We start from the raw sequence: 18,231 nt of genomic DNA on the forward strand, positions 1-18,231 counted from the left end.
TGTTAAACAGGGCTTTTCCGTCTACCGTGTAGGATTCTGCGACAGCTTGGCGTTTGGCGATCCGGGAGCTGGCACGTATGATGCCTCACAAACTTCCGCAGATTAGAAGCCTATGTCCCTGATAGTTCTACTGCTTCTGCCATTCATAGGCAGCTGTTTGGCGGCCGTGTTGCCGCACAATGCCCGTAACGCCGAATCCCTGCTGGCTGGCCTGATCGCCCTGATCGGCAGCGTCCAGGTCGCATTCCTGTACCCGCAGATCGCCCATGGCGGCGTCATTCGCGAAGAGTTTTCCTGGCTGCCCAGCCTGGGCCTGAACTTCGTCCTGCGCATGGACGGTTTCGCCTGGCTGTTCTCCCTGCTGGTGCTGGGCATCGGCACCCTGGTGTCGCTGTACGCTCGCTACTACATGTCGCCGAACGATCCGGTGCCGCGCTTCTTCGCGTTTTTCCTGGCCTTCATGGGCGCCATGCTGGGGCTGGTGATCTCCGGCAACCTGATCCAGATCGTGTTTTTCTGGGAGCTGACCAGCCTCTTCTCGTTCCTGCTGATTGGTTACTGGCACCATCGCGCCGATGCCCGGCGCGGTGCCTACATGGCGCTGATGGTGACCGGTGCGGGCGGTTTGTGCCTGCTGGCGGGGGTCATGCTGCTCGGCCATGTGGTCGGCAGCTATGAACTGGACAAGGTCCTGGCCGCCGGCGACCTGATTCGTGCCCATGCCCTCTACCCCATCCTGTTGCCCCTGATCCTGATCGGCGCCTTGAGCAAAAGCGCGCAATTCCCCTTCCACTTCTGGCTGCCCCACGCCATGGCCGCGCCGACGCCCGTGTCGGCGTACCTGCACTCGGCGACCATGGTCAAGGCCGGGGTGTTTCTGCTCGCGCGGCTATGGCCGTCGCTTTCGGGCAGTGAAGAATGGTTCTACATCGTCAGCGGCGCCGGTGCCTGCACCCTGTTGCTCGGGGCGTATTGCGCGATGTTCCAGAACGACCTCAAGGGACTGCTGGCCTACTCGACCATCAGCCACCTCGGCCTGATCACCCTGCTGCTCGGCCTGAACAGCCCGCTGGCCGCCGTCGCCGCGGTGTTCCACATCCTCAACCACGCGACGTTCAAGGCCTCGTTGTTCATGGCCGCGGGCATCATCGACCATGAAAGCGGCACCCGCGATATCCGCAAACTCAGCGGCCTGTACAAGCTGATGCCGTTCACCGCCACCCTGGCCATGGTCGCCAGCGCCTCGATGGCCGGCGTGCCGTTGCTCAACGGCTTCCTCTCCAAAGAGATGTTCTTCGCCGAAACCGTGTTCATCAATGCCACGCGCTGGGTCGAGCTGAGCCTGCCGATCGTGGCAACGATCGCCGGTACCTTCAGCGTGGCCTACTCCCTGCGTTTCACCGTGGATGTGTTCTTCGGTCCGCCCGCGACCGACTTGCCTCACACCCCCCACGAACCACCGCGCTGGATGCGCGCCCCGGTCGAGCTGCTGGTGTTCACTTGCCTGCTGGTGGGGATATTCCCGGCGCAGGTGGTCGGCCCGTTGCTCGCGGCGGCGGCGCAACCGGTGGTTGGCGGCACGCTGCCCGAATACAGCCTGGCGATCTGGCACGGCCTGAACGCGCCGATGATCATGAGCCTGATCGCCTTGTCCTGCGGCACCGTGCTCTACCTGCTGCTGCGCAATCAATTCAAGCGCGGACGCTTCAACCGCCCGCCCGTCATCGGTCGCCTGGACGGCAAGCACCTGTTCGAATGGGCACTGGTCGCCAGCCTGCGCCTGGCCCGTCGTCTGGAATCGCGGATGGGCACCCGGCGCCTGCAGATGCAGTTGTTCCTGGTGGTGCTCGCCGCCGTGCTGGCCGGCTTGATTCCCATGCTGCACAGCAGCCTGCACTGGGGCGACCGGCCGAAGATCCCCGGCTCGATCGTCTTCGTCACCCTGTGGTTGCTGGCCATCGCCTGTGCCCTTGGCGCGGCATACCAGGCCAAGTATCACCGTCTGGCAGCCCTGACCATGGTCAGCGTCTGCGGCCTGATGACCTGCGTCACCTTCGTCTGGTTCTCGGCGCCGGACCTGGCCCTGACCCAACTGGCGGTCGAAGTGGTGACCACGGTGCTGATACTGCTGGGCCTGCGCTGGCTGCCACGACGGATCGAAGAAGTCTCGCCGTTGCCGGGCAGCCTGCGCCGCGCGCGGGTGCGGCGGATACGCGACTTGCTGTTGTCGTCCTCGGTCGGTGTCGGCATGGCGTTGCTGGCCTACGCCATGCTGACGCGCCAGACCCCCAACGACATTTCCTCCTTCTACCTGAGTCGCGCCTTGCCCGAAGGCGGCGGCAGCAACGTGGTCAACGTGATGCTGGTGGATTTCCGTGGTTTCGACACCCTCGGTGAAATCACCGTGCTGGTGGCCGTGGCCCTGACCGTGTACGCCCTGCTGCGTCGCTTCCGCCCGCCGAAAGAAAGCCTGCAACTGCCGGCCCAGCAACGCTTGCTCGCACCGGATGTGGTCACCGACCTGGTCAACCCGCGTCACGCCAGCGACACCGCGCTCGGCTTCATGATGGTGCCGGCGGTGCTGGTGCGCCTGCTGTTGCCAGTGGCGCTGGTGGTGTCGTTCTACCTGTTCATGCGCGGGCACAATCAACCGGGTGGCGGCTTTGTCGCCGGGCTGGTGATGTCGGTGGCGTTCATCCTGCAATACATGGTCGCCGGCACGCAGTGGGTCGAGGCACAAATGAGCCTGCGACCGCTGCGCTGGATGGGCACGGGCCTGATGATTGCCACGGCCACCGGCCTGGGTGCGATGCTGGTCGGCTACCCGTTCCTGACCACCCATACCTGGCATTTTTCGTTGCCGCTGCTGGGTGACATTCACCTGGCCAGCGCGCTGTTCTTCGACATCGGCGTATACGGCGTGGTGGTCGGCTCGACCCTGCTGATCCTCACCGCCCTCGCCCACCAATCGGTGCGCGGTCACAAAACCGCTGCCCAGCCTAAGTCCGTTACCGCCAAGGGAGCCGTCTGATGGAAGAAGTCATCGCAATCGCCATCGGCGTCCTGGCCGCGTCCGGCGTCTGGCTGATCCTGCGCCCACGGACGTTCCAGGTGGTGATGGGGCTGTGCCTGCTGTCCTACGGCGTCAACCTGTTCATTTTCAGCATGGGCAGCCTGTTCATCGGCAAGGAACCGATCATCAAGGACGGCGTGCCGCAGGATCTGTTGCACTACACCGACCCGTTGCCGCAAGCACTGGTACTGACGGCGATCGTCATCAGCTTCGCCATGACCGCGCTGTTCCTGGTGGTGCTGCTGGCGTCCCGAGGCCTGACCGGCACCGACCATGTGGATGGCCGGGAGCCCAGGGAATGATGGCGATGACCCACCTGATCGTCGCGCCCATTCTGCTGCCGTTGCTGACGGCCGCGATCATGCTGATGCTCGGCGAGAAGCACCGGCCGCTCAAGGCCAGGATCAATCTGTTCTCCAGCCTGCTCGGGCTGGGCATTGCCGTGGCGTTGTTGCAATGGACGCAAACCACCGGCGTGCCCGGCTCCATCGGCGTGTACCTGCCGAGCAACTGGCAAGTGCCGTTCGGCCTGGTGCTGGTGGTCGATCGTCTTTCAGCGCTGATGCTGGTGCTGACCGGCATCATCGGCGTCAGTGCCCTGCTGTTCGCCATGGCCCGCTGGGACAGCGCCGGTTCGAGTTTCCACGCGCTGTTCCAGATCCAGTTGATGGGGCTTTACGGCGCATTCCTCACCGCGGACCTGTTCAACCTGTTCGTATTCTTCGAGGTGTTGCTGGCCGCGTCCTACGGCTTGATGCTCCACGGCTCGGGCCGTGCAAGGGTGTCGTCGGGGCTGCATTACATCTCGATCAACCTGCTGGCCTCGTCGCTGTTCCTGATTGGCGCGGCGCTGATCTATGGGGTGACCGGCACGCTGAACATGGCCGATCTGGCGGTAAAGATCCCGCTGGTGTCCGAAGCCGACCGGGGCTTGCTGCACGCCGGCGCGGGGATCCTGGCCGTCGCGTTTCTGGCCAAGGCCGGCATGTGGCCGTTGAACTTCTGGCTGGTGCCGGCCTATTCCTCGGCCAGCGCACCGGTGGCGGCGATGTTCGCGATCATGACCAAGGTCGGCGTCTACACCTTGCTGCGCCTGTGGACGCTGCTGTTCTCCGCCCAGGCCGGGGCATCGGCGTTCTTTGGCGGGGAGTGGCTGATCTACGGCGGCATGGCGACCATCGTCTGCGCCGCCCTGGCGATCCTCGCCGCGCAACGCCTGGAGCGCATGGCCAGCCTGAGCATTCTGGTGTCGGCGGGCATCCTGTTGTCGACCATCGGTTTCGCCCAGCCGAACCTGGTGGGCGCAGCGCTGTTTTATCTGTTCAGCTCGACCCTGGCGTTGAGCGCGCTGTTCCTGCTGGCCGAACTGATCGAGCGTTCGCGCTCGGCCAACGAGATACAGCTCGAGGATGAAGCCGAACTGCTGCCCCGCCCCCTGGAATCCCTGCATCCACCCAAAGGCACCAACCTCGACGACGACCAAAAAGCCGTGGTCGGCCAGGTGATCCCGTGGACCATGGCGTTTCTCGGCCTGAGCTTCATCGCCTGCGCCTTGCTGATCATCGGCATGCCGCCGCTCTCCGGGTTTATCGGCAAACTCGGGTTGATCGGCGCCCTGCTCAGTCCGCTGGGCCTGGGCAACAGCGGCGACGCACCGATTTCCAACGCTGCGTGGGGCCTGCTGGTGCTGTTGATTGTGTCGGGGCTGGCGTCGCTGGTCGCATTCTCGCGCCTGGGCATCCAGCGCTTCTGGACGCCGGCGGAACGACCATCGCCCCTGCTGCGACGCCTGGAATGCGTGCCGATCTTCGCGCTGCTGGGCTTGAGCATTGCGCTGACCTTCAAGGCCGATCCGCTGCTGCGCTACACCCAGGCCGCCGCCGATGCCTTGTACAACCCGCAGCAATACGTGATGGCGGTACTCGACACCCGCGTCGTACCGAACCCCACGGCCAAGGCGACCCCGCAGGAGGTGCAACCATGAAGCGTCTGTTTCCCGCACCCGTGCTGTCGCTGGCCTTGTGCCTGCTGTGGCTGTTGCTGAACCTGTCGACCAGCCCCGGCAATCTGCTGCTGGGTGCGGCGCTGGGGTTCTGCGCGCCGCTGATGATGCGCAGGCTGCGTCCGCTGCCGGTGCGCATCCGTCGTCCGGGGGTGATCCTGCGCCTGGTCCTGCTGGTCGGGCGCGATGTGCTGGTGTCCAACCTCGCCGTGGCCTGGGGCGTGCTCAATGCCGGTCGTCGTCCGCCCCGCTCGCAATTCATCAAGGTGCCGCTGGACTTACGTGACGCCAACGGCCTGGCCGCGCTGTCGATGATTACCACGGTGGTGCCCGGTACGGTCTGGTCGGAGCTGGCGCTGGACCGCAGCATTCTGCTGTTGCACGTCTTCGACCTGGACGACGAGGCGCTGTTCATCCAGCACTTCAAGACGACCTACGAGCGTCCGTTGATGGAGATCTTCGAATGAGCCCCTTGCTGGCGAACGCGATCCTGCTGAGCCTGTTCCTGTTTTCCCTGGCGATGATCCTGACCCTGATCCGCCTGTTCAAAGGGCCGTCGGCCCAGGACCGGGTCCTGGCGCTGGACTACCTGTACATCGTCGCGATGCTGATGATGCTGACGCTGGGTATTCGTTATGCCAGTGACACCTACTTCGAGGCGGCGCTGCTGATCGCCCTGTTCGGTTTCGTCGGCTCGTTCGCCCTGGCGAAATTCCTGCTGCGTGGTGAGGTGATCGAATGAATACGCCCTTGTCGTTGTGGGTGGAAATCCCGGTGGCGATCCTGCTGGTGCTCGGCAGCCTGTTTGCCTTGATCGGCGCCACGGGCCTGCTGCGCATGCAGGATTACTTCCAGCGCATGCACCCACCGGCCCTGGCCTCGACACTCGGGGCCTGGTGCGTGGCGCTGGCTTCGATCATCTATTTTTCGGCGCTCAAGTCTGGGCCGGTCTTGCACGCCTGGCTGATTCCGATCCTGCTGGCGATTACCGTACCGGTGACCACCTTGCTGCTGGCCCGGGCGGCGCTGTTTCGTAAGCGCATGGCCGGGGATGATGTGCCGGCTGAGGTGAGTAGTCGGCGTACGGAGAGCGGTAGTTAGACCAAGGATTTGCATCGACTGGACCGGCCTCATCGCGAGCAAGCTCGCTCCCACAGTGGATTTGTGGCGCACACAAAACCTGTGGGAGCGAGCTTGCTCGCGATGAGGCCAGTACTGTCACTACAGAAACGTCGCTGTATCAGACCCAGGCCACCGCCAACAACCCTGCACCCAACACCACACACAACGGCGAATAAACCCAGGTGTCGAGCCGGGCAAATTTCGAGCCCTTGACCTCCTTGAAAAAGCCCACCAGCTCCGAATCGCCAATGGCCCGGGCAAACAGCAAGATCGCAATGGCACTGATCGCCCACTGCAACGACCAGTGATGCAAGGGTGGCAGCCACCAGCCCACCCGCCAGCACACCAGCACGGCGATCAACAGCAATGCCCCGGCCACCACCAGCGTGATCCAGCCTCGCGGCTTGAACGCCGGTTTCAGTTTTGCGCTGCCTTCCTGCGGTACTTGCGGGACCGCCGCCACCGCCGCCCACTCGCCACCCAACGCCCAATACACATGCACCAGACTGATCACGGCGAAGATCGTCACCAGCGACTGAGCCAACAACAGGGTCATGGTTCAGAGATCCTTGAAAGGGATATGAACCGAACATTGTAGGAGCTACCGCAGGCTGCGATGTCTTGATTTTGCTTTTTCATGACAAAGATCAAAAGATCCCGACCTGCGGCAGCGCCTACAGGGCGGCGGAGACTTTGTCCGCCACATCCTTGGGCAGCCAGGCGCGCCACACGTCCGGGTGAGCCTTCATGAACGCCTGCGCTGCCTGGCGCGGCGGCGTATGTTTCTCGCTCATTTCGGCCAGCGCCTTGTTCAGCGGGTCGATCGGAAAGTCGACCTTGGCAAAGAACTCGGCAATCTGCGGATATTGCTTCTGGAACGGAGTGGACACACCGATCGACAGCTTCGAAGCCAGGGAACGGGTCGGCCGTGGATTGGGGTTGTCGGCGTCGGTCAGGGTCTTCCAGGCTTCGGCGTCGAACGCAGGCTCTTCCAGTTGAATCAGCTTGAAGCGGCCTAGCAACGGCGTAGGCGACCAGTAGTAGAACAGCACCGGCTTGCCACGATGAATGGACGAACTGATCTCTGCATCCAGGGCCGCGCCCGAACCGCTGCGGAAGTTCACGTAGCTGTCGTCCAGGCCGTACGCCTTGAGCTTCTGCTTGTTGACCACTTCCGAGGTCCAGCCGATCGGGCTGTTGAGGAAACGCCCCTTGGTCGGGGCTTCCGGGTCCTTGAACACGTCTTTGTAGCGCGGCAGGTCGCTGACACTGCGCAGGTCCGGCGCCAGCGGCTTGATGCCCTTGGCCGGGTCGCCCTTGATCACGTATTCCGGCACCCACCAGCCTTCGGTCGCGCCCTTGACCGTGTCGCCGAGGCTGACGACTTTGCCTTCGGCTTCGGCCTTGACCCAGACCGGGCTGCGACCGGCCCACTCCTCGCCAATGACCTGGATGTCATTATTGGCCAGCGCGGTTTCCAGGGTGATGGTGGTGCCCGGCAAGGTATCGGTGGGCAGCCCGTAGCCCTTCTCGACAATGATGCGCAGGACATCGGTGATCAGGCTGCCGCTTTCCCAGTTCAGGTCGGCAAAGTGGATCGGCGCCTGGGCGGCAAACACCGGGGCGGGTGTCGCCAGCAAACCGAAAGTGGCCAGGACAGCAGCCAGCAACCGTCGAAATCCGTTCATGCTTTTGCACCTCGTGCTGTTCACAGCAATAGCAGGATGGCCTGGCAGTAGACCGCGAAGCCTCTGAATACTCAGTCCAATGACTGTAGTAGAGGTTCCCGTTTTCGAGGTGCGTGGATCAGTTTTCGGACGTTTCCTGCAAACGCGCCAGCTCACGTCTGACCATGCTGGCGTAGGGCGCCGGTTGCAGTTGGTAAAGCTGTGACGCCACCCAGTTCAGCCAGGCTCCTTGCAGAAGTGTCTTCTGCCCGAACAGCCGCCGCGCTTCGTCTTGAGCGCTGGCCAGGTTCTGTTCGTGGAAGTCGGCGCGGGTCAGGGTCATCACTCGCTGGCCTTGAAGGTCACCAGCTCGCCCTTGCGCCACTTGGCCGCTTTGGCGGTCACGGCCTTGAGGGTCTTGGTCAGGCCTTCCTGCAACTGTTGGTGGGCGGCAAACACCATCACCACGCTGTGACCTTCCTTGAACACGATCCCCTGACCGTCGGCCGTGGTCACGAAGGCGTAATCGCCAATGCCGTAAACCGTCAGCTTGATGTCGCGGAACTTGATGTCCAGCTTGCCGCCTTCGCGACTGGGCAGCACAGAGGCGCTGAAATGATCGCCGACCTTGAGCTTGAGTCCGGGCTTGTCGTCCACCACCAGGGCTGATTCGGTGTCGATTTCGGCAATGTAAATGCCTTCAGCGTTCTGTTCGGTGATGTAAACGAAACGTGACTGAAACTGCTTGACCAGCTTTGCGCGCAAATCGCCCAGCACGAACAGGGCATGCATATCGAGATTACTTACTGCCAAGGAAACATCCCCACATCTGAAAAATGGTGCCGTACGCGAAAATAATCGCACAGCCAAAAAAGCGGCAATGCCGAAGGTGTAGCCAGAGAACCCGGATTGAAGTCCTGAATGAGCAGTGCACTCATTCATCACGAAGCTTGAGAAGACTACTGGAACGTCACTCGCGTCGTCCTGACTGGCGTTCGTCACAGGCTGAAGGAAAACGCCCTTCCTGCTGCCAGAAAATTATGGACTATCAACTTCGGGGAAAAATCTCACCAAGAGAACAAATTTTCCTACATATCATCAGCAAAAAATTGCTTTAGATAAACATCATTCACCCACCAGTACGGGTGATTCTAGAGCAGCGATGCTCCTGGAGACTAGCCAAAACGACGTACACACGTCGGTAAAACAATGAAAAGGACTTCATATGTGCACACTGACACACTTTGCCTATCCCTTGCTGCCTGACTCGGAAACAGCAGCGTTCTCGCAGCCGTTACCGTTCGGCCGTTCTGAACCGCTTCCGGATGTCCCTCCCCGCCTGCGCTTTCAGGTGGTGATGGCGGGCATTGCCTTCTTTCACATCAAGGATAGTTCTACAGGCTGTGTAAGAGGTTTCCGAGCCAATCATAACGAAGCCTGCGCCCTCGCCCGGTTTCTTGAATCACAGGGTTGACAGGCCCGCCGCGCTCATTTTCATCGACGTTTGGTCTGCCCGTCGACTTATCTCAGCCGTCGACGGGCAACTACTGCCATACTGCCCGCCCAATAAAACGGATCCGCAACCAATCGGATGGCGTTGACAACAACAATGTATTTCCAGGGGAAGTCTGCAACGTGACGGAATTTGATATCGGCGAGTTTTTTATCCGGGGTGAAGCCAGAGAAGTCGAGGGTGAATTCCAGGCCGTGATTGTCATGCGTGCCAAACCACCGCTCAAGACCGTGACCTATCACCAGGTCGAAAAGGATCGCTGGTTCAAAACCCCGGATGTCGCTGCGATTGCGGCCCAGGAATCGGCCAGGGAACTGAAGGCGGCGGTCGATGCCGGGGCACTGAAAGCCTGATAGCCGGATTGGCGGTCTATGCTCTGTGTTGCGTTTGAACATCGTGATCGAACTCCACCCGTGCGGCGCCCTCGAAACCAGGAGACCGCACGTCGCCCCTCGACCCGACTGATGACCTGCAAGGAGATGAAGATGGAATCACCGACACATGACTTGAAAGGCCTGTTCGACCAGCTCGGCCTGGACTCGAGCCAGAAAGCGATCGACGACTTCATTGCCGGCCATTCCCTGCCCGACGACAAGAAGCTCATCGACGCCGAGTTCTGGTCACCGCAGCAGGCCGGCTTCCTCAAGGAACAACTGCGCGAAGACGCAGACTGGGCGCGGGTGGTCGACGACCTGAACCTGCGCATGCACCAGACCCACTGAGCACTTCAATGCAGGCTGTCCGGTCGTTCGGCGTTCAATTGCGCCAACCAGGCAGCCCTGCACTCCTCCGCTTCGTCGCGACTGGAGAACGCCGTGCCCCGGCGCTCGCCATTGAGCAACACCACCCAGCAAACCTTGCGTCCCATGGAGCGCAGATTGGCAGGTACGCCGCTGCCGATCATGACCGCGACATCAACTTTGCCTTGCATGCTGACCTCGAACTTCATTAGCAACCTAATTAATAGGCATGCTAGTTAAATTTTCGACGAGGAAACAGCAAAACGCTGCACAGGTTAATTGCAGGTTTTGTAACAATCACCCGGCAACCCGATCCACTGTAGGAGCGAGCTTGCTCGCGATGGTCGTTAACGATGCCGCGGGTTTACTGACTAAACGCGGCGCTCTTGAGTCCATCGTCGGAACGCCGCCCGGAGCAAGCTCGCTCCTACAGTTGAACAGCATTACCCGGCAACCCGGAGTTTCTAGCGCGGCTTTTCCGGCTTGTAGCCCAGGCGCAAACCGCCCCAATGCCGGCCCTTGAGCATAATCGGCACCGAGAGATCGTGCATCAATTCGCCGGTGTCGCGGGTATAGGTTTGCAGCAGCACGGCCTTCTGATGGCTGCCGCAGCGGATTCCGGTGCGGTCGGCGAACTTGCGTTTGGTCCGGTTCTGCAAGGCATCGACCTGCGCATCCCCCGTCAGCGGCTGGCTGAACGCATGGTTGTGGGTCGGCACATAACCCTGCTGGGTGCAGGCGATGGCGAACACCAATCCTTCGTGACGCGGCAACAAGGGTTCCTGGATCGTTGGCAAGACCTGATCGGTGTAGCGGTCGAAACGCGTCTGGTACTTGGCCGGGCTGGTATTGGGGATGACCTGGTAGTTGCGGTCGAACAGATCGTCCAGACTGATTCGACCGGCATCGATATCCGCCTCGAAACGCTCTGCAATCCGGCTCGCGCCTTCCCGGGCCAGGTCATAGATCCGCTGGTGATAATCATCCAGCCCCACCTCGGCCAGTCGCTCGCTGATGGTTTCGGCCTGCCCTTCCATTTGCACCGCCGCCTGGGCCAGACGTTGAGTCTGCTGGTCGCTGACCGCCAGGTCGCTGCGCATCTGTTCGATAGCGTGAAACAGGCTGTCGAGCTGTTCACGGTTGGTGTCTGCGCCCTGGGCGATTTCCCCGACCTGGGACTCGACACTGGCCGCCAGACGGGCAATGTTCTCCAGGTGCTGCCCGGTGCGCTCGACCTGCTCGACGCCAGTGTCGAGGTCGCTGGACAGTTGGCGGATCTGCTCCACCACCTGTGCGGTACGTTGCTGGATATCGGCCACCATCTCGCCGACTTCGCCCGTCGCGGTCGCCGTGCGCGCGGCAAGCCCGCGAACCTCGTCGGCCACCACCGCAAACCCGCGCCCGTGCTCCCCCGCCCGCGCCGCTTCAATGGCGGCGTTCAACGCCAACAGGTTGGTCTGGCTGGCGATGGACTGAATCACCAGGGTCACGCGCTGGATATCATCGCTGCGCAGGCTCAAGGCTTCGATCAGTTCACGGCTGTTGCTGGCGCGCTGGCTGAGCTGATGCATGCGGGCAATGGACTCGATCAGTTCCGTACGCCCCACCGCGCCGCATTGATGAGCCTCACTGGCGGCGCTCAGCGCCTGGCGACTGAGCAGCGAGGTGGCGTGTTCGGTGGTAATCATGACCTCGGCGTTGCTGACGATCTGTGCCGCCGCCGAGAGCTGCGATTGCAGTTTTTCCGCCAGTTGCCGAACCGAGAACGCCACCCCGGCGGCCGAAAGCGCGTTATGGCTGGTGGTGTAGGAAAGATCGCGAGTCAACTCGCCGATGGCATCGGGGTTGTCGGGGGAAGCTGCCTGTGGGGTCGCACGCGAACGCAAGCGAGGCAGCCAGATGATAAGGACGGCCAGGGTCAGGCCAAGGTAGAGCGACCAACCGCCCAACGACATGCCACATAACAACAGCATCAAGGCGATGCTTTGCAGCGTCGGTGTCAGCCAGCGGTTTTTCGGCAACAGCACTGGTGCAGGCACTGCCGCAGCCAGAGACCCGTCTCTAGTCATCATCGTCACCCCGGAAAACTTCTAATTGTTGTCTCCGCATTAAACGCCGGCATAAGGCCATTATCCATGAGCCTTTAGTCGCGAACGTTGCAGCAGATCAATAGAAGAATCGGGAAATCGCAGACGGCAGAAAACAAAGATCGCAGCCTGCAGCAACGCCTACGGAACAAATGTAGGAGCTGCCGCAGGCTGCGATCTTTTCAGGCAGCCCGGTTCAACAGGGCTGCCTGACAGAATCAGGCCTGACGCTGGTGCTTGTCGATTTGCTCGTGACGCTCTTGAGCTTCGATGCAGTACTTGGTGGTCGGGCTGATCAGCAGGCGCTTGAGGCCAATGGGCTCGCCGCTGTCGTCGCACCAGCCAAAGCTGTCTTCCTTGATGCGCTCAAGGGCTTGTTCCAACTGAGGCAGCATGCGCTGGTCGCGATCGATCGCGTTCACCAGCCAGGTGCGCTCTTCTTCGACCGAAGCCGCGTCTGCCGGATCGGCCGGGGTGTCCAGGCTTTCGATGGCGATGCGGTTCTGTTCGATGCGCTCATGGGTTTCGACTTTCATGTTCTGCAACAGCTCGGAGAAAAAAGCATGTTGCTCGGCATTCATGTAGTCATCCGCCGGCATGGCCAGCAACTTGTCCTTTGTCATTGATATCTCTATAAAAAAACGTGCATTAAGGCGAATAAGGGAGCGTTCCGGCAGACCTGGGCAGGCCATCGGAAAGGCGCCGTTTGTTCCAAGCGCCACCCGGCACTCAATTTACGAGGGGCGGCAGTCTAAGGCCGACTTGAGGCCTCAGCAACTGAAAAGACAGCGAATTTGTCCGACAAAGCCCTGAAAATGCTCTACGGCAGGCTTTGAGGCGGTAATCGGAGTGCGTTTATAGCAAGAAATTCAATCGAGCGGCTGTATATAGAAGACAAACGGCCTGCACGGGGCCATTTTCCCCGCCTTTTTCCCTGCCATTTGCATGGCTGCGAACCTCAGCTAAGGTTGTCCCTCCCGAAATGGCCATATAAAGGAAAGGACCATGAAGCTGATCGGTATGCTGGACTCGCCCTATGTCAGGCGCGCCGCCATTTCTGCCAAATGCCTGGGAATCACGCTGGAACATCAATCGGTCTCGGTGTTCCGCCACTTCGAACAATTCCGGCAGATCAACCCGGTGGTCAAGGCACCTACGCTGGTGCTGGATGACGGTGAAGTGTTGATGGACTCGACGCTGATCATCGACTACCTGGAAACCCTGGCCGATAACAGCCTGATGCCCGTCGAACCGGCTCAGCGTCTGCGCGCGTTGCGCCTGATCGGCCTGGCGCTGGCCGCCAGCGAAAAATCCGTGCAGCTTTACTACGAGCGCAACCTGCGGCCGGCGGAAATTCAGTTCGAGCCTTGGGTGCAGCGGGTTGAAGGACAGCTGGTGGCGGCGTATTCGGCGCTGGAGCGAGAGCTGGAAAAGCAGCCGCTGAAGATTGATGGCTCGATTGAGCAGGACGGTATCACGCTAGCGGTGGCCTGGAGCTTCACCAACCTGGTGGTGCCGGACCAGGTGACTGCGGCGCAGTTTCCGCGGATCGCCGCGTTCACGGCGTATGCCGAAGGGCTTGAGGTGTTTGTCAGTACGCCGATTGACTGACGGATTCGTTTCGCCTCATCGACCGCCATCGCGAGCAAGTCGGATCGCCGCACCGTCGCTCCCACAGGAAAGCGTGATTCCCTGTGGGAGCGAGCTTGCTCGCGATGGCTTAAGCAAAAGCGCCGCTTCACCCAAAGGCAGAAGCGGCAGTCGAATCAATGCACAAACAACGCAATCAAAATGATGATCGGGATCGGCACGCCGAGAAAGAACAGCAGTAATGAACGCATGGTAGTTCTCCTGGATTAACGAATCGATGCAGTGGTGACGTAGGTATCGGTTTCCAGATACACCACCGCATCCCGACGACGACCGCCGAAGGTTGCGGCAAGGCTGGCGAAAAACGCACCGGCCAGCAGCGCAACGAACATCCACAGCGTGGTCCACGCCGCCACTTTCGCAGCGGTGTCAGCGGCTTGTTGAGCGGCCAGCTTGGCATCAGCCACGGCTTTCTGGGTGCGGGCATAGACCTCATCGACACGACGTTCGGCGTCGGCCTGAGTGAGGTTGGTCCGTTGTGCGACCAGTTGCGCCAGGTAAGTCCGGTCTTCGGCGGCCAGCTCCCCCCTGTTCAGGGAACGCACAAAGATCCGGGTGACGGTACCCCGGGCCGCATCATCGCTGACGGCAACCGGGCGATCATCACGGAACAGGCTGTCGACGAAGTAACCGTACTCATCGCCTTGGGTATTGCCCGCCGCAGTGCCCACGGCTTGCGTCGCGGCACTGGCGGCACCGCCGACCATGTTCGCCCCGACTTGCACGCCACCGCCGACCAGGCTGCTGACCGACCCGGCGACCAGCGTGGCCGTCACCAGCGTCGCCACGCACCAGGCCAAAAAACCATGGGCCGTGTCGCGAAAGTAAACTTCATCGCCGTGCATGTACGCCCACTTCACCCGCAGTCGCCCGGCGATGTAACCGCCAAGCCCCGAAGCGACAATCTGGGTGAATGCCAGCCAGACAATGGTCGAGATCCCCAGGCTTTTGGCGCTCACGCCTTCATTGGCCCAAGGCGATACCGCCGAAAAACCCAGGCCAAAGCCGAGCAACACCAGGATCAGCGACAACGCCGCCGCGGCAGCGGCACCCGCGAAAATCGCCCCCCAGGACACGCCGGACAGCGTGGTGGACTCATCCATGGCGGGATAGAAACCGTCAGAGGATCTATTCATAGTTATATCGCTCCAGGCAGAAAGATGGTGTTACAACTCTTCGAGGAAGGAATTGCAGTCACCGTGCCAGTCACGCACTTTGAATAAATCGTTGCGCTTCAATCGTTTAGAAAGTTTGAACTTCCCGGCCCCATGCAAACTGCAAGGATCAGGTTGAGCCAACGGGTTTTATGCATGGGTTATTTGCGCTTATAGCTTTTATTGCCACAGGGGTCAGACAACCTTTTTTGAGGCTTTGCGGTCTTTTGTGGGAGCTGGCTTGTCGGGTCGCCGCATCGCAGCGATGGTCGTTAACGATTACGCGTGTGAGCTAGATAAACGCGGCGCATTCGAGTCCATCGCCAGCAGGCTGGCTCCTACAGTTTCAGCGTGGGCATGGCCCCTTGTGGGAGCTGGCTTGCCAGCGATGGTCGTTAACGATTACGCGTGTGAACTGGATAAACGTGGCGCACTTGAGTCCATCGCCAGCAGGCTGGCTCCTACAATTCCCCGGGAATGCGTGAAGCGACCCCGTCCAGATGAAAGTTAATTTATTAAGTCGAGGTTTTTTCTTGGCAAAATGCTCGCAACTTCGTATTGAACTGCAAATCAGGCCAGCCTTATGACCCGCATCTTGACCATCGAAGACGACGCCGTTACCGCCCGGGAAATTGTCGCCGAACTGAGTAGCCACGGCCTCGACGTCGATTGGGTCGACAATGGCCGTGAAGGGCTGGAGCGGGCAGTCAGCGGCAACTATGACCTGATCACCCTCGACCGCATGTTGCCCGAGCTCGATGGCCTGGCGATCGTCACCACGCTGCGGACCATGGGTGTGGCGACACCGATCCTGATGATCAGCGCACTGTCCGACGTCGATGAACGCGTGCGTGGCTTGCGCGCCGGCGGCGACGACTACCTGACCAAACCCTTCGCCACCGATGAAATGGCCGCCCGGGTCGAAGTCCTGCTGCGCCGGCAGAACACCGTGACCGCCCAGGCCACCACGTTGCGGGTGGCGGACCTGGAACTGAACCTGATCAGCCACGAAGCGAGCCGCGACGGTCAACTGCTGACGCTGTTGCCCACCGAGTACAAACTGCTGGAATTCCTGATGCGCAATACCGGGCAAATCCTCTCGCGGATGATGATTTTCGAAGAAGTCTGGGGTTACCACTTCGACCCCGGCACCAACCTGATCGACGTACACATCGGCCGTCTGCGCAAGAAAATCGACCCGCCTGGCAATGTTCCACTGATTCGGACCGTGCGAGGCTCCGGTTATGTCATTGCCGAACCCGTCTAAAGGCTGGCGCTCTTCCAGCAGCCGTTTGCTGGCGCTCTACAGTTCGCTGTTCGTGATCTGGAGCGGGATCCTCATGGGGGTCATGTACTACGAGGTTTCCGCTTACCTGGACAATCTGGCCAAGCACTCACTGATGCAGCGCCAGCACCTGTTTTCGCGGTTCTCGGGCGAGCAACTGGTGGACGCCCTCGCCGTCAGCATGACCTTCGACATCCGCGGCATCGACGCCTACGGCCTGTTCGATGCCCGGCACCGTTACCTCAGTGGCGCCCTGCGCTACATTCCGGACGGCTTGCCGCTCGATGGCAAGATCCACATGCTGCGCGACTGCGATGCCTCCGGCGACAATGATGACCTGACGCTGCCCGCCGACAGTTGCGACGCCGTGGCGACCCGCACCCTCGACGGCCGCTGGCTGGTGCTGGTGCGCGACAACGGTTCGCTGTTCGCCGTGACCCGCATCATTCTGCACGCGCTGTTCTGGGGGGTGACCCTGACCATCCTGCCGGGCATCGTCGGCTGGTATCTGCTGCGGCGCCGACCGTTGCGCCGCATCCGCGGGATCCAGGCCAGTGCCGAAGCCATAGTCGCGGGCGACCTGAGCCGGCGCCTGCCACTGTCCAATCGGCGTGACGAGCTGGACATGCTCGCCGCCATCGTCAACGCCATGCTCGAACGCATCGAGCGCCTGATGCATGAGGTCAAGGGCGTGTGCGACAACATCGCCCATGACCTGCGTACGCCCCTGACTCGTCTGCGCGCGCAGCTTTACCGCATGCAGCAGCAAGCCGGCGAGGGCTCGCCGCAGGCCATGCAACTGGACCTGGTGCTGGCCGAGGCCGACACGCTGATGGCGCGTTTCCGTGGCCTGCTGCGGATTTCCGAACTGGAAGATCGCCGGCGCCGCTCCGGTTTCGTGCAACTGGACCCCGTGGCGTTGCTGCAGGAACTGCATGAGTTCTACCTGCCCCTGGCGGAAGACGACGGCCTGGTTTTCCAACTGCACCTGCCCGCGTCATTGCCACCTCTCAATGGCGACCGGGCGCTGCTGTTCGAAGCCGTGGCGAACCTGCTCAGCAACTCGATCAAGTTCACCCCGCCCGGTGGTGCGGTGATCCTGCGCGGGGTCAATGCTGGCGGGCATACACGGATCGAAGTGCTCGACTCAGGCCCGGGCATTCCCGAGGCGGAGCGTGAAGCGGTATTCCAGCGTTTCTATCGCGCCGAGGTCGGCAATCAAAAGACCGGCTTCGGGCTGGGCCTGTCCATCGTCGCGGCGATTGTCAGCCTGCACGGATTTACGCTGGAGGTGGGCAGCAGCGAACTGGGCGGTGCGCGGCTGGTGCTTGATTGTCGGGAGAGTTTGATTCCACAGGCCTGACAAACGCTTACAAACAATGATCACCCCCTGTGGGAGCGAGCTTGCTCGCGATAGCGGAGTGTCAGGCGATATATTTTTACCTGATACACCGTCATCGTCGGAACGCCGCCCGGACCAAGCTCGCTCCCACAGGGGATTGGTGGTGTTTTCCGCGGGGTGAATCAGGCCGGGTAGTTGGCCCGCAATGCTTGCAGTCCGCCGGAATAAATCCCGGTAAACAACGCCTCCACTTCCTCATTGCTCACACCCACCGGTTCAAACCGCCCGGACCAGGTCACCCGCGCGCCCTCGCCTTGCGCCTCGACCTTGATCGTCGCCAGATAATCAGTCGCCGGAAAGGGTGCTTGCTCAATCGAGTAGCTGTAGGTTCGGCCTGCGTTGTCGAAGGTTTGCAGGCGTTCGACCACCACCGCGCCATCCGCCGTTTGCAGGCTGCGCACGCGCCCGCCGTCACTGAGCTCGCTCCTGGGAATGAACGGCAGCCAGTCCGGCAGCGAGTTGAACCCGCCAATCAATTGCCAGACCTGCTCGGCCGAAGCCGGGATGTCGATGAAGGCTGTTGCAGTTGCCATAAA

Annotated in this window: 21 protein-coding genes; 12 read left to right on the forward strand and 9 right to left on the reverse strand. The window is 61.2% G+C overall.

Annotation, left to right across the window (positions count from 1 at the left end):
* Positions 1-112 precede the first annotated feature (112 nt).
* Genes KW841_RS26815 through KW841_RS26840 form a run of 6 tightly spaced genes read left to right on the forward strand, consistent with a single transcriptional unit; the run spans position 113 to position 6,176 of the window.
* A complete protein-coding gene (locus KW841_RS26815) occupies positions 113-3,031 on the forward strand; it encodes a monovalent cation/H+ antiporter subunit A (protein WP_218480371.1) in 2,919 nt (972 codons plus the stop codon).
* On the forward strand, positions 3,031-3,375 hold the full coding sequence (locus tag KW841_RS26820; protein WP_007973781.1) for a Na+/H+ antiporter subunit C: 345 nt from the start codon (positions 3,031-3,033) through the stop codon (positions 3,373-3,375). Before KW841_RS26815 ends, KW841_RS26820 begins: the two co-directional genes overlap by 1 nt.
* On the forward strand, positions 3,372-5,057 hold the full coding sequence (locus KW841_RS26825; RefSeq protein WP_218480372.1) for a monovalent cation/H+ antiporter subunit D: 1,686 nt from the start codon (positions 3,372-3,374) through the stop codon (positions 5,055-5,057). The genes KW841_RS26820 and KW841_RS26825 overlap by 4 nt, the downstream gene beginning before the upstream one ends.
* Positions 5,054-5,542 (forward strand): Na+/H+ antiporter subunit E, encoded by a 489-nt coding sequence (locus KW841_RS26830; RefSeq protein ID WP_218480373.1) that lies wholly within the window; start codon positions 5,054-5,056, stop codon positions 5,540-5,542. The genes KW841_RS26825 and KW841_RS26830 overlap by 4 nt, the downstream gene beginning before the upstream one ends.
* Positions 5,539-5,817: a K+/H+ antiporter subunit F gene (locus tag KW841_RS26835; RefSeq protein ID WP_007973773.1), complete on the forward strand. Its 279-nt coding sequence runs from the start codon at positions 5,539-5,541 to the stop codon at positions 5,815-5,817. The genes KW841_RS26830 and KW841_RS26835 overlap by 4 nt, the downstream gene beginning before the upstream one ends.
* Entirely contained in the window at positions 5,814-6,176 is a 363-nt protein-coding gene (locus tag KW841_RS26840) for a Na+/H+ antiporter subunit G (protein ID WP_104447662.1), read from the forward strand. The genes KW841_RS26835 and KW841_RS26840 overlap by 4 nt, the downstream gene beginning before the upstream one ends.
* A 139-nt stretch (positions 6,177-6,315) precedes the next feature.
* Here the strand turns inward: KW841_RS26840 and KW841_RS26845 are convergent, their stop codons facing one another.
* From KW841_RS26845 to KW841_RS26860, 4 genes are all read right to left on the reverse strand, one after another.
* Positions 6,316-6,753: a DUF3995 domain-containing protein gene (locus KW841_RS26845; RefSeq protein ID WP_218480374.1), complete on the reverse strand. Its 438-nt coding sequence runs from the start codon at positions 6,751-6,753 to the stop codon at positions 6,316-6,318.
* Positions 6,754-6,871: 118 nt separating this feature from the next.
* Positions 6,872-7,885: an ABC transporter substrate-binding protein gene (locus KW841_RS26850; RefSeq protein WP_218480375.1), complete on the reverse strand. Its 1,014-nt coding sequence runs from the start codon at positions 7,883-7,885 to the stop codon at positions 6,872-6,874.
* 118 nt (positions 7,886-8,003) lie between these two features.
* On the reverse strand, positions 8,004-8,207 hold the full coding sequence (locus KW841_RS26855; RefSeq protein WP_218480376.1) for a hypothetical protein: 204 nt from the start codon (positions 8,205-8,207) through the stop codon (positions 8,004-8,006).
* Complete coding sequence (locus tag KW841_RS26860; protein ID WP_007986246.1) at positions 8,207-8,677, reverse strand: hypothetical protein; 471 nt, start codon at positions 8,675-8,677, stop codon at positions 8,207-8,209. Before KW841_RS26860 ends, KW841_RS26855 begins: the two co-directional genes overlap by 1 nt.
* A gap of 412 nt (positions 8,678-9,089) precedes the next feature.
* Here KW841_RS26860 and KW841_RS29835 point away from each other — a divergent pair, with 412 nt between their 5' ends.
* The 3 genes from KW841_RS29835 (at position 9,090) to KW841_RS26870 (ending at position 10,099) form a co-directional block, all read left to right on the forward strand.
* A complete protein-coding gene (locus KW841_RS29835) occupies positions 9,090-9,338 on the forward strand; it encodes a hypothetical protein (protein ID WP_256357971.1) in 249 nt (82 codons plus the stop codon).
* A gap of 161 nt (positions 9,339-9,499) precedes the next feature.
* Complete coding sequence (locus KW841_RS26865; RefSeq protein WP_007973761.1) at positions 9,500-9,730, forward strand: hypothetical protein; 231 nt, start codon at positions 9,500-9,502, stop codon at positions 9,728-9,730.
* A gap of 132 nt (positions 9,731-9,862) precedes the next feature.
* Positions 9,863-10,099, forward strand: a complete 237-nt coding sequence (locus KW841_RS26870) for a DUF2789 domain-containing protein (protein ID WP_007973758.1) — start codon at positions 9,863-9,865, stop codon at positions 10,097-10,099.
* Between the two features lie 5 nt (positions 10,100-10,104).
* On the opposite strand, the gene KW841_RS26875 is transcribed toward KW841_RS26870, so the two are convergent.
* From KW841_RS26875 to KW841_RS26885, 3 genes are all read right to left on the reverse strand, one after another.
* Positions 10,105-10,308, reverse strand: coding sequence for a hypothetical protein (locus KW841_RS26875; RefSeq protein WP_102701451.1), 204 nt, complete (start codon positions 10,306-10,308; stop codon positions 10,105-10,107).
* A gap of 273 nt (positions 10,309-10,581) precedes the next feature.
* Positions 10,582-12,189 carry a methyl-accepting chemotaxis protein gene (locus tag KW841_RS26880; RefSeq protein ID WP_371319544.1) on the reverse strand — a complete coding sequence of 536 codons (1,608 nt, stop codon included), beginning with the start codon at positions 12,187-12,189 and terminating at the stop codon, positions 10,582-10,584.
* A 233-nt stretch (positions 12,190-12,422) separates the two neighbouring features.
* On the reverse strand, positions 12,423-12,827 hold the full coding sequence (locus KW841_RS26885) for a TraR/DksA C4-type zinc finger protein (protein ID WP_007935965.1): 405 nt from the start codon (positions 12,825-12,827) through the stop codon (positions 12,423-12,425).
* Between the two features lie 382 nt (positions 12,828-13,209).
* Between KW841_RS26885 and KW841_RS26890 the strand changes: the two genes are divergently transcribed.
* Positions 13,210-13,815, forward strand: coding sequence for a glutathione S-transferase (locus KW841_RS26890; RefSeq protein WP_218480377.1), 606 nt, complete (start codon positions 13,210-13,212; stop codon positions 13,813-13,815).
* Positions 13,816-14,060: 245 nt separating this feature from the next.
* On the opposite strand, the gene KW841_RS26895 is transcribed toward KW841_RS26890, so the two are convergent.
* Positions 14,061-14,990: a hypothetical protein gene (locus KW841_RS26895; protein ID WP_218480378.1), complete on the reverse strand. Its 930-nt coding sequence runs from the start codon at positions 14,988-14,990 to the stop codon at positions 14,061-14,063.
* Between the two features lie 601 nt (positions 14,991-15,591).
* On the opposite strand from KW841_RS26895, the gene KW841_RS26900 reads away from it, so the two are divergent.
* Both KW841_RS26900 and KW841_RS26905 read left to right on the forward strand, forming a co-directional pair.
* Complete coding sequence (locus KW841_RS26900; RefSeq protein WP_020796732.1) at positions 15,592-16,275, forward strand: response regulator transcription factor; 684 nt, start codon at positions 15,592-15,594, stop codon at positions 16,273-16,275.
* Positions 16,253-17,656 carry a HAMP domain-containing sensor histidine kinase gene (locus KW841_RS26905; RefSeq protein WP_218480379.1) on the forward strand — a complete coding sequence of 468 codons (1,404 nt, stop codon included), beginning with the start codon at positions 16,253-16,255 and terminating at the stop codon, positions 17,654-17,656. Before KW841_RS26900 ends, KW841_RS26905 begins: the two co-directional genes overlap by 23 nt.
* A 161-nt stretch (positions 17,657-17,817) precedes the next feature.
* On the opposite strand, the gene KW841_RS26910 is transcribed toward KW841_RS26905, so the two are convergent.
* Entirely contained in the window at positions 17,818-18,228 is a 411-nt protein-coding gene (locus KW841_RS26910; RefSeq protein ID WP_218480380.1) for an SRPBCC family protein, read from the reverse strand.
* Positions 18,229-18,231: the final 3 nt, after the last annotated feature.

The organism is Pseudomonas sp. PDM28, assembly GCF_019219115.1.
Classification (GTDB): domain Bacteria; phylum Pseudomonadota; class Gammaproteobacteria; order Pseudomonadales; family Pseudomonadaceae; genus Aquipseudomonas; species Aquipseudomonas laurylsulfatiphila.